A 10,893-nucleotide genomic window follows, 5' to 3' on the forward strand; every position below is an offset into this window, starting at 1 on the left:
CGGTGGCGGGCCGGTGCCGGCGGCGGGGTCAAGGTAGGCGGCCAGGCGTCTCGGGGACTGGGACGGCGACGGTGATCGTGCGGTCGTTGCCTCGAGGCGAGGGCAGTGAACGTGGCCGGTGGAAGGCGAGCAGGGACTGTCTCCATGCCGCCAACCACGGCATCACCTACGCCTTGACACGGCTAGCCGATACCCGGGGAAGAGGCAGGGGACCAGGAAGGTGCTGTAGCCCTCCCACAACAGGCCGCCGATTTCGGCGGCCTCAAGCCAGCCCTACTGAACTCGACGCCAACAGGTCAGGGTCAGACCGGTACCCCACCAGACAGTGACCCACGAGCCTGCCCGCCGAGCGTTCTCGCCGGCCCCAGCGCCCGCCGGGCCTGTTCTCTGCGTGTCTGGTGTGCGCTTCCCGGGGACCCGATAGATCGTCACAATGTACGCCGACTGGGATGTAGGGGCGGTGCCGGAATGTCACCATCGGCCGCTATGACCTTCCTCGGGGACCCAACCCATTTCACGCCCGACACCTGTGTGCTGGGCACCGACGGCATCGACTGGAGTTCCATAGCGTCGGCGGAGGCGATGAGCGCTTTCTGCGGCATCATGGCGGGCTTCGTCTTCGCCGGCCTGGTCACGGTCATCGGCCAGAAGAACCCCGCAGGCGGGGACGGGCATGCCTCACGCGGCCTGAAGCTCTTCCTACCCTGCTTCATCGGGCTCGCAACGGCGTCGTATCTGTACGCCCTTACCTCTGGGGAGCTGGTGTGCGCCCGCGCCGTTACGGAGCAGCTGTTCTCGGGATCCATCCTCGCCACGGACGCTCTGATCGTGATTGTCGCGCTCGCCTGGCTGTTGCCGGCCTACGATCGCAACAAGAATGGTGAAGTCCGCTTCTTCCGTGGCCTGATCCAGGTCGCGGCGCAGTTTTCCATGCTGATGGTCGTGGTGTCGGCCGACGGGTTCAACAACTCGATGATCGAGGGGCCCGTTGCCGGTTGGGTCACCTCACTCGTGTACGGCGGCGGCGTCGCCTTCATGGCGGCCATCCTCTATTTCTGGTGGAAGCCCCTCCCCCCGGCCCCGCCACCACCCAGCTCGCTGCCCCATGGAGTCACCTCAGCCGGGTGGCCGGCGCACTGGCGCGACGAGATCCATCTGAACCGTCGCGTTCAGATTGCCGCCAGGACTGCCGTGGCGGTCGGCGGTCTTCTTGCCGTAGCAGGCGGCTGCGTCGTAGGGATCACCTGGAACCACTGGACTTCGATGCCCGCATGGCTGGTCTACACACTCGCCGCAGTCACGCTCGTGCTACCTGGGCTCGTCATCACCACAGCGGTACGATCTGCTCCCCGAGCCTGACGAATGCAGGCTAGCCCAGCCGCGTGATGTCCGGTCCGGGACAGCGCGTACGCAGGCCCTCGATCCCTGGGCTGCGCACCAGGCCGGGTGCTGCGTGTCCCCTCGTTCATGCGGCGAAGGGGCTCGGCGGGGGCGGGGGCTTCGGTGCGTGCCTGGTGGCCATCTGGCGGTGGGCGCGGACGTGTTCTTGGGAGCGGCGGATGCACGCGCAGGTACTCGTGAAGGCGTGGCCCGAGGGTTTGCTCGAAGAGGTAGCCGGCAGTGCGTGTGCTGCGTGCAGCGCTGGGGGCGAAGATGAAGACGAGCTGACTCCATGACATCCGCGGGAGGCCGATCAGGTGCCGGACGAGCGGACACAGCGGGCTGCGTCGGGACACACTGCGCAGAGGGCGGACCGTACCGGTCGGCTGATCACGCAATGCAGCCCGCACGACTTGGAGGTGCACCCGGCCGGTTCCCCCGTGCACCGCGCCGGCGGGCAGAACGAGCGCGAGACGGTGCTGCCGGGTTATGTGTGCCGTGAGCACGACAGAGTGTTGGCCGAGGTGGTGCGTGAGGCTGCGCAGGGCCGAAGTCGCCTGGTGATGCTTGTCGGCTCGTCGTCCACCGGGAAGACGCGGGCGTGCTGGGAGGCTGTCCAGCCGCTGGGATCGTGGGGGTGGCGGCTGTGGCATCCCTTCGCCCCGATGCGTGCGGAGGCGGCGCTTGCGGGTCTGCGCGAGGTGCAGCCGGAGACGGTCGTGTGGCTGAATGAGGCCCAGCACTATCTCGGCGATCCTCAGCTGGGTGAGCGTATCGCCGCAGAGCTGCATGCTCTGTTGACGGACGCCGGTCGTGGACCGGTTGTGGTACTGGGAACGCTGTGGCCGGAGTTCGCCCGGCAGTACATGGCTCTGCCGCGGCCGGGTGAGGAGGATCTGCACAGCCGGGTGCGGGAACTTCTCGCCGCGCGGACCCTGTCCGTGCCCGAGACCTTCGATGGTCAGGCCCTGCGCGCGGCAGCTGTTCTGGCCGACGAGGGGGATATGTTGCTGGCCGATGCGCTCGCCAGGGCGAGTGGTTCCGGGCGGATCGCTCAGGACCTGGCCGGGGCCCCCGAGTTGTTGCGTCGCTATCAGCAGGGCTCGCCGGCCGCCGCAGCCATCCTCAACGCGGCGATGGATGCGAGGCGCCTGGGGGTGGGCCCGCATCTGCCGCAGGCCTTCCTGGCCGAGGCCGCTGTCGACTACCTGAGCGAGGTCGACTACGGGCAACTCGGCGAGGACTGGGTGGAGTCGGCGTTCGCCGAGCTCACCCGGCTGGTCCACGGCAAGCAGGCGCCGCTGCGTCGCACTATCGTGCGTTCCGCCTCCGCCTCCCCGGCCAGGGCGCCGGCGCCTGCCGTGAGTCCTGCGTCCCGCGCGCCGCATCCGCTGTTCCAGCTGGCCGACTACTTGGAACAGCATGGGCGTTCCATGCGTCGGCGACTGTGTCCGCCGGCCTCGTTCTGGCAAGCCGCCTCTCTTCATCTGTCGCACCCGGACGATCTCAACAGCCTGGCCCGTGCCGCTCACGCCCGGTGCCGTCTGCAGTGGGCTGACCATTTGCGCCGTCGGGCCGCCGAGGCCGGCCATGCCCGAGCGCTGCTGGCGCAAGCGGCGCAGTGCGAGCAGGTCGCGGACTGGGCCGGGGCCAAGGTGCTGTACCGCAGGGCCGCAGACGCCGGTCACACCCGGGCCCTGGCCCTGTTGGCGGAAGTGCATGCACGAACCGCCGACCTTGAGACGGCACAGTCCCTGGCGTGGCAGGCTGCCGAGGCGGGCCATCCACGGGCGCTTGCCCGTCTCGCGGTGTTGCGGGAACAGGCCGGCGACCGCGGCGTGGCCCAGTCCCTGGCGCTGCAGGCCGCCGACAGGGGCCATGCTCAGCCTCTGGTCGGGCTGACCGCACTGCAGGAGAGGTGCGGCCGGCGCAAAGACGCCGAAGAGGCCGCCCGGCTCGCCGCCGACAGGGGCCATCCTCAAGTGCTGGCGTTTTTAGCAGGGTTGAGAGAGGCGGCCGGGGACCTTGGCAGTGCATGCGCCCTCTATCGGCAGGCCGCCGACGGCGGCCATACCTATGCCCTGGTCTGCCTGGCGGCACTGCGCGAAGAGGCCGGCTGTCCCGGCGCCGCCGATGACTTGGCGTTGCAGGCTGCGAAAGCCGGACACATGCGTGCTCTGACGCTCCTTGCCGGGCTGCGTGCCCGGAGCGGTCACCCAGCCGGAGCCGAAGCGCTGTGCCGGAGGGCCGTCGATGCCGGCTATCCGCACGGCCTGATCCTGCTGGCCGAGCTCCGGGAAAGGGCGGGTGATCTCGAGGGTGCAGAGGCCCTCTACCGGCAGGCCGCCAGCGCCGGCCATTCCCACGCAGTGCTGTCGGTGGCACGGTTGCGCGACAAGTCCGGTGATCTGCCCGGCGCGCAAGCCCTCTATCGGCAGGCCGCCGGCACGGGTCACACCCCGGCTCTCGTTGCGCTGTCCGCACTGCACGAGAGAGCCGGCGACCCGGTCGGGGCCGAAGCACTCGCCTGGCAGGCCGCGGACGCGGACAACGCCTACGCCCTGCTCCATCTGGTGGCGGTGCGCAGCCGCACCGGCAGCCGTGACAGCGCCGAAGCACTCGCCCGGCAGGCCGTCGATGCCGGCCACGTCCTGAAGTTCGATACCCGCCGCGCGTCCCCACAACATCAGTGGCCCCATGGCCTCGACCCCGACGGCACGCCCACCCCACCCTGGTCGTAGGGCCCCTGGGCACGCGACGGGCGCCGGACGTCCCGCAGCAAGGGCGCTGCCCTCGCCCCGCTCCCCTCAGGGGCATGTTGCGGGACCCTGGTGCCAAGTCGCCGCCGGCCGGGCCGGGGGAAGGGGGACGGTGCCGGGTTGCCGGACGGGTCCCGGGGCGACAGGTCAGGCAGTGAGGGCGGTACGTGCGGCGTCGAGGAAGGCGGTGTGGGCGACCTGGTAGTCGTCCTGGGGCGCGTTCACCTCGAGGGAACGTTCCAGGGCTTCGGCAGCCAGGACAACCGGGTCGGGACCTTCGAGACGAACCGGGGTGAGGGCCTCGGTGACGGCGATCCGGGCCGTCCGGTAGCGATCACGACGCCCTGCTGCTTCGGAGGTGCCCAGCCCCTGTTGCCATTCCCTGCGGTGCTGGTCGGTGGTGTGGGTGGCGGTGAGGAAAGCCGCGTAGGCGGCCCGGCGCACCTCACGCTGGGCGGCAAGGTGTTGTGCGGTGAGGGTCTGACGGGCGACATCGAGCTGAGCGTCGGCTTGCAGGCGTCCGGCCTCCCAGGCAGCATCCGCCTGACGCTGGCCAGCCGCCCAGGCGGCATCCGCCTGACGCTGGCCAGCCGCCCAGGCGGCATCCGCCTGACGGGCCGCGGCATCGACCGTGCCCTGCGCCTGCTTCCGGGCAGCTGCCAAGGTGAACCACCCGGTCACCACTCCGCCGGCGAGGGCACCGGCCACCGCGGACCCGGCGGCAATCCAAGCCGTCACTGCTTCCCCCGGCATCCTGCCCCCGACACCGTCCGATCCACTCACCTGTCCCGGTTGAGTGTGCCACCGCTCCGTCCCCTGCAAGGGCGTAGCCAACCACTGTCAGGACTGGTTCACGACCGTCCACCTCAAATGCCGGTGATTTCTATAAGCCCTGGTCCCCATTGATGAGTAGGTCGAGGACGGGATCGCGGCCCAGCAGCAGCCTGTCCTGCAGCGTTGGCCCGGCGGCAGCCGGTGGCTGTTTCCGGCGCCGCGGATGAACCCCGATGGCACTCGGCCACTGACCACGCACTCCTACCGCGGCCAGCTCGATCGCTGGCTGGAATGGTGTGACGTCCAGGACGAACACGGCCGGGCAGTCTATCTGACGCCCCATCAGTGGCGCCACTCTTTGGGAACTTCCCGACGGCCCTCTGGCCGAGGCCACCTGGGTCAAGCAGCGACTCGGGCGCGTGACCCAGGCTCTGCCCAACGGCTCCTGCGGACTGCCGATGCAACGGACATGCCCGCATGCCAATGCCTGCCTGACCTGCCGCATGTTCGTCACCACCCCGGAGTTCCTGGCGCAGCACCGTGAGCAACGGCAGCAGCTGCTGCAGATCGTCTCCGCCGCCGAGGCCCGCGGCCAAGCGCGCGTGGCCGAGATGAACCGCCAGGTCCTCCGCAATCTGGAGAAGATCATCACCGGTCTGGAAGACGAACCCGTGCAGTCGGAGGTGACCGCCGATGCGAGCTGACAACAGCCAGCACATTGTTGAAGCCGCCCGTCGCCGCAGCGAGTACACCCGCGCCAAGGCCGTCCAGGCCCTCCGTTCCCTCGACGCGGCTGGGGAGCCCGTCATTTTCGAGACCGTGGCGAAGCAAGCGGGCTGCTCCCGGTCATGGCTCTATGCCCAGCCGGACCTGCGGGCAGAAGTCGAACGCCTGCGAGCGGCACACCACCGAGGGCCCGCGTCCCCAAGTTCCGGCTCGCCAACGGACCTCCGACGCCTCTCTGCTGCGGCGACTCGAAGCCGCGAACACCCGTGTCCGGAAAACTCACCGAGGAGAACCGGCGCCACCGCGACCAACTCGCCAGCGCGGTGGGCGAGCGACGAGCCGGGAGAATTACGCAAGAACAAGCGAAGGGGAGACGATGAGTACCGCCAAAGAGCAGAACCGGCTCCTGCGGGGACCCAGGAGCGCTCTCGAACGAGCACGGCAGGACCCGGCGACGTGGGCCGACCTGGCCTACTGCGCCCAGGTCACCGACGAGGGCCCCATGGAGGACCGCAACAGAGCAGCTCGCTTCGCAGTTCTGTGGGCACTGCAATACGACCGCCGCCCAAAGGACCTGCCGCTGCTGCGCTTTCTCCTCCAGCAACAGACCACTTACTACCGCGAGGCCGTCCCCTGGGGCATGGCCCCCGACCTGACACTGGCGGGATTCCTGGTCGCCGAACACCAGCAGGTGGAGGACCTATGGCTGCACTGGGACGCCAAGAACATCAGCTTCGATACGGCGCTGGGCTACCACCTCTACCATCTCCTCACCGCAGGTATCGCCGCCGCCACGGAGATGGTGCAAGCCAGCTCCCATCCTGACCGCGACCGCATCCTGGGCGACATCAGATCGGCCCGGCACACCGATGCCGCCGTCGCGGAGTGGCTGGACCAGCAACGCACACGATTCCCTTCTGATCCGGCCGACGAAGGACTCAAATCGTGGGCCTACCACGCCGCGCGCCTCGGCGAGCGCGAGGCGTCCCGCCTGTTCATGATCGAGTGGGCGGCAGGTGAGCCACGAACCGACAACACGCTCAACACACTGCAGTTCCACCTCGCTCATCTCGGCTACCTCGCCGAAGCCGTGGAAGTACAGAAAGAAGCCGTCGCGATCAGTGATGCGTCGTGGTCGGGAGCCAGGGTGAGCACACTGCTCACCCTGGCTCGGCTGCAACGCCGAACCGACGACTATGCGGGCGCATGGCAAACACTTCAGGAGGCCCAGCGCAGCCTGCCTCCCGACAAGCACGGCCTCGACCAAGGAATATGGCGGCACTTCGTCAAGGAGTGCTTCCTCCTCGTCCCGATCGCACCCGACGACTCAACAGGCCACCGGCTGCTCGCCGCCAGCGAGCAGGACCTGCACGGGATTCCTCGGCTCTGGATGGACGGAGTCCTCGACGCCGCAATCGCGGCTGCCGAACACATCGGCGACCAGCCGGCACTCCACCGCTACCGTGCTCAGCAGCAGGCTGCGGCCTGCGAACGCGATCAGGGAGTCGGGCAGTCCCGTCACTCCGCGTCAGGCCCCGCACCCTCGTGAACCCTGCGACAGCTCTGCGCAAGGTCACGGCGGACCGCGGGATGTTCTCCACCACCGACCTCATCCCGCCGCTCGCCGAACGCGACATCACGCTGTCCTCCAGCCAGGTCTACCGGCTCGTCGGCGAGCGACCCGAGCGACCCGAGCGACTGAGCCTGAAGATCCTCATGGCCCTGCTCGACATCCTGGACTGCACCATGGATGACCTCATCGAGCCCATCGCGGTGGCCGGGGCCGTAAGGCAGCCGTAGAAGGCCGCCGCCGGTGGCAGCACGACGCCCGACTCGGAGGGACGCGGCGGACTGCGGCGATCCTGACACCATCCGGGCCATGGTCACCACGGTCGCGGGCGGCCGAGCGAAGTCGCGTCGCCTCGCGCAGGCCCTGGCGGGGCGGCCCGCCGTCCTGACCGACGGTTGGTCCCCTGCGCCTCGGGCCAAAGGTGACCTGCTCATCGAGCTTCGCAAGGCTGGCGCCTCGGCGATCCCGCCGCCGGTCTACGCAGAGTGCGGCAAGCTTCTGCGCACTTTCCAGCGTCGTGGACAAAGACTGGTGCTGCTCGGTCTGCGGCCAGGAGACCACTGAATGCACCGCTTGCGGAAACATCCGGCGCATCTCCTTGCGGGACCGCAGGGATCAGCCGCGCTGTTCGATGTGTCCCGACACCGACGAGCGTGATCCGGTCACGATCATCCACGAGGTGATAGCCACGGTCGCCCGGGAGCTGCTGACCGGGAGGGCCACCTCGCGTCCCCTCCCCGCCTTCCCGCGGTTACCTCCCGGACGGGATCTGAATCGGTGATCACTGCTCGAATCCCCGGTTGGGAGTCCTGACGTTGTCCAGGACGAGCTGGCCCTGTTTGTCGACCGCCCGCGTCACCGTCTCCTGGAGTATTCCGAAGGCCGCCGCCCAGGCGACGATCTGAGCTTCGCTGTCCAGGCTGCTCAGACCCGGCAGAAATTCACCGCTGATCAGCAGAATTCCCAGGGCCGCGCTCAACGCTCCCACCGGCAGGCGCAGTACGAGCAAGAGCACCGCGATGCGGTAAGGCCCCGACGTGCCGTGCATGGATCGCAGTGACACGGCGCCGGCGAGCGCCGCCGCGAGTGCGCCGATGAACAACACCAGGAGCAGGTCGCCGCCTTGGGCCGAGTGGCCGATGGGGCAGACCCTTCCCTTCGGTGGGGTGAAACAGAACTTTTCCGCTACTCCAGGGACGACGTAGCCCCACACGGCGAACAGCACGGCAATGACGGTCATGATCACGACGGAGGCGGCGATGATCTGGCAGAAACTGCGCGCTCTGGCTCGCTCGGCCTCCTCTGCCTGTTGTGCCGCATGGAGGGTGCTCACGGCCAGCTCCCGCAGGTCAGGGGTGAGGAGGTTGCTGTTCCGCTTCAGCGCGGCCTCCAGGTTCACCAGGCGCTGGTCGTCCGCGGCCAGATGCAGGCGGGCCTGCGTGATGATCCGCGGCCCGCGCCATCCCAGCTCGCCGGGCGGCAGCAGCCGGAGAAGAGCGACCTCGGCCTCATGGACGTTGGCCAGGGCCGCGTCCGCGTAGAGTCCGGTGATCCGCTTGACGAAGGTGTGCTTCTCGCTCAGGACCTGCCGCGCCGCCGCGAGTTGCTCATCGGCCTTCGCCGCCACTTCGGCGTCGGCGGGTGACAGTCCCAGTTTCACTACCCTGTTGATCTGTGACTGCAGTTCCGCGATGTGGGCGCCGAGCCGTGCGCACCAGGCGGACCGCATCTGACCGGCCACGTCCCCGTCGTTGTCCATCGTGATGACCCTTCCATGGGAAAGGCGGCCCACTATCGCTGCCCGTCACCTCGGGCCTCATGGACACCGGCCATTCCCTCGCTCCCGGTGTCTTCCTGGTCGGTGGACAGCAGTTCTTCCAGCACGCGAATCGCACCGCTGACACGCAGCAGGGATTCCTTGAGCGCCGTCTCCTGCTGAACCAGGCTGTGCAACTGGTACTCGCCCTTCTCGAAGTCCTGCTTGAGTCCGGCGAGCCGCTCCTGCATCTTCACCTGCATGGTCTTCATCCTTTCCCGGAGTCACCTGCCCGCCGTGACGGTGGCGAGGACACTCCTGTCGGCCGGCTGTCCGTGGACTGCTGGACACAGGTAACGGTCCCGCTCGGCCTCCGGCTTCTCCTCCTCCGGGACAATGCGGTGCGCGACGGCCCACGCGTCCTGCCGCACGCCTGTCACCTGCCAGCAGACCCTGACTCCCGGCCTGTCCGTGCGGATGGTGAAGCTGTTGTCACGGATCTCCCCGGTCACTGCGGCGACGGCCGGCTCGCCCACCGGCGTGAGCTGGTAGCGGAAATCACGGTTGAGCGCCTCGAAGTAGTCGGGCAGGACCACCTTCGCGTCGCCGTTCTCATCGGTGACGACGGTTCCGTCGTAGAGGTTGGTCATCCCGGGTGACTCGACGAAGGAGTGCGACAGGTACTTGCCGGTCGGGTCCAGCGGATGATCGATCTTGAAGCCGCCGCCGAGTTTGTCCAGTCGGCCGATGAACCTCGTCACGCCGGTTTCCACGTGCATCTCCATGCCCCATTGGACTGCGCCGACCCCGAAGAACCCGACCGTGTCGTTGCCGGACATGCCGACGAACGCTCGGTCCCCTGCCTCGTTCTGGTGGAACCAGAGTCCCGCGGAGCCGTCATTGCCCTTCCGGATGCGCATGCGGCGGGCGACATCGAGGCCGCCGCCCTCCCCGGAGTGGACCGACAGCCGATCCGATCCCGACCAGAGCCGCGCACCGCCCTCGAACGCGTACCACATCCAGCGACTTCCCTGGGAACCGGGATTCGCGATGTAGCCGTCGACCTGGCGGTCCATGAACGACAGCCCTGCCAGGTCTCCCGAGCTGTGTATGGTGCCGTGGACATGCAGGGGCTCCCGCGGTTCATCCGTGGCGATGCCGATCAAACCCTGGGAGTCGATCACCATCCGGTCGGAGTCCTCAAGCACGTCGGTGAAGTGCCATCCACCGTCCTCCCCGGCAAACGTGCCATAGAGGCCCTCCACGTCGGCCGAGTTGCTCAGTCGCAGACCGGAGCCCCACCCGGGGCCGGAGGACCGCAGGTGCAGAGCGACGGCGTCGGACTCGCCGCGGTCTATCTCCAGTGCGGCCTCGGGGGTGCTGGTGCCGATACCGACATCGCCGGTGAACTGAGCGGCGATCCGCGTTCCTGAGGCGACGATGCCCGCATCGCCTTCCGCATGGATCGCCACCCCGTCCGGGCACGAGGCCATGACACCCGTACCACTGGTGCTCGTACCCGACACAGCGGTGCCCGCGGAGGAGAACTCACCCGCTGTCCGAGTCCCGGACGCGACGATGCCCGTGTCGCCCTCCGCACGGACCGCCACACCCGCCGGGCTCGAAGCCCTGACACCCGTACCACTCTTGCTCGTACCCGACACACCCGTGCCCGTGGAGCCGAGGCCCGCGACCCCGACCGCGGTGTCGCCGTTGACCTGGCCCAGCACCCCGAAGCCACTGGTGGTGACGTTGACACCGAACACGCCTGCGCCGGTGCCGGGCCTGCCGCTGCTGCCGATGACCGCGTGACCCTTGGACGTATCCCCCCACACGCCGAACTTGACGGGCGGGTTCTCCCCCGTCGGGTCGTAACCGCTGGCACCTTCCTGAGTGTTGGGGGGACCGATGGACGCCATCGTGCTCTC

At 68.5% G+C, this 10,893-nt stretch carries 10 protein-coding genes and 1 pseudogene; 7 read left to right on the forward strand and 4 right to left on the reverse strand.

Going from position 1 to position 10,893, the window contains the following annotated elements; genetic code table 11:
• The first annotated feature begins 486 nt into the window (after nt 1-486).
• Together ACIQWG_RS12180 and ACIQWG_RS12185 are read left to right on the forward strand one after the other, a co-directional pair.
• On the forward strand, nt 487-1,359 hold the full coding sequence (locus tag ACIQWG_RS12180; protein WP_404093686.1) for a hypothetical protein: 873 nt from the start codon (nt 487-489) through the stop codon (nt 1,357-1,359).
• A 461-nt stretch (nt 1,360-1,820) separates the two neighbouring features.
• The gene (locus tag ACIQWG_RS12185) at nt 1,821-4,121 is read left to right on the forward strand and encodes a hypothetical protein (RefSeq protein WP_404093689.1); all 2,301 of its coding nucleotides are present in this window, start codon (nt 1,821-1,823) and stop codon (nt 4,119-4,121) included.
• 165 nt (nt 4,122-4,286) lie between these two features.
• Here ACIQWG_RS12185 and ACIQWG_RS12190 read toward each other — a convergent pair whose 3' ends face one another.
• Nucleotides 4,287-4,892, reverse strand: a complete 606-nt coding sequence (locus ACIQWG_RS12190; RefSeq protein WP_404093691.1) for a hypothetical protein — start codon at nt 4,890-4,892, stop codon at nt 4,287-4,289.
• 440 nt (nt 4,893-5,332) lie between these two features.
• Here ACIQWG_RS12190 and ACIQWG_RS12195 point away from each other — a divergent pair, with 440 nt between their 5' ends.
• The 5 genes and pseudogenes from ACIQWG_RS12195 (at nt 5,333) to ACIQWG_RS12215 (ending at nt 7,773) form a co-directional block, all read left to right on the forward strand.
• Nucleotides 5,333-5,617 (forward strand): hypothetical protein, encoded by a 285-nt coding sequence (locus ACIQWG_RS12195; protein WP_404093694.1) that lies wholly within the window; start codon nt 5,333-5,335, stop codon nt 5,615-5,617.
• Nucleotides 5,607-5,804: pseudogene (locus tag ACIQWG_RS12200) on the forward strand (DUF6262 family protein); the annotation flags it as partial. The gene ACIQWG_RS12195 and the pseudogene ACIQWG_RS12200, both read left to right, overlap by 11 nt.
• 211 nt (nt 5,805-6,015) lie before the next feature.
• A complete protein-coding gene (locus ACIQWG_RS12205) occupies nt 6,016-7,188 on the forward strand; it encodes a hypothetical protein (RefSeq protein ID WP_404093697.1) in 1,173 nt (390 codons plus the stop codon).
• On the forward strand, nt 7,185-7,439 hold the full coding sequence (locus ACIQWG_RS12210) for a helix-turn-helix domain-containing protein (protein ID WP_404093699.1): 255 nt from the start codon (nt 7,185-7,187) through the stop codon (nt 7,437-7,439). Before ACIQWG_RS12205 ends, ACIQWG_RS12210 begins: the two co-directional genes overlap by 4 nt.
• A gap of 79 nt (nt 7,440-7,518) precedes the next feature.
• A complete protein-coding gene (locus tag ACIQWG_RS12215; protein ID WP_404093702.1) occupies nt 7,519-7,773 on the forward strand; it encodes a hypothetical protein in 255 nt (84 codons plus the stop codon).
• A 217-nt stretch (nt 7,774-7,990) separates the two neighbouring features.
• On the opposite strand, the gene ACIQWG_RS12220 is transcribed toward ACIQWG_RS12215, so the two are convergent.
• The 3 genes from ACIQWG_RS12220 to ACIQWG_RS12230 all read right to left on the reverse strand — a co-directional run bounded on the left by ACIQWG_RS12220 (nt 7,991) and on the right by ACIQWG_RS12230 (nt 10,884).
• The gene (locus tag ACIQWG_RS12220) at nt 7,991-8,938 is read right to left on the reverse strand and encodes a hypothetical protein (RefSeq protein ID WP_404093705.1); all 948 of its coding nucleotides are present in this window, start codon (nt 8,936-8,938) and stop codon (nt 7,991-7,993) included.
• A gap of 62 nt (nt 8,939-9,000) precedes the next feature.
• Entirely contained in the window at nt 9,001-9,228 is a 228-nt protein-coding gene (locus ACIQWG_RS12225) for a hypothetical protein (RefSeq protein ID WP_404093708.1), read from the reverse strand.
• 21 nt (nt 9,229-9,249) lie between these two features.
• Nucleotides 9,250-10,884, reverse strand: a complete 1,635-nt coding sequence (locus ACIQWG_RS12230) for a hypothetical protein (protein WP_404093711.1) — start codon at nt 10,882-10,884, stop codon at nt 9,250-9,252.
• Between the last annotated feature and the right edge of the window lie 9 nt (nt 10,885-10,893).

The organism is Streptomyces sp. NPDC098781, from assembly GCF_044759995.1.
GTDB lineage: Bacteria > Actinomycetota > Actinomycetes > Streptomycetales > Streptomycetaceae > Streptomyces.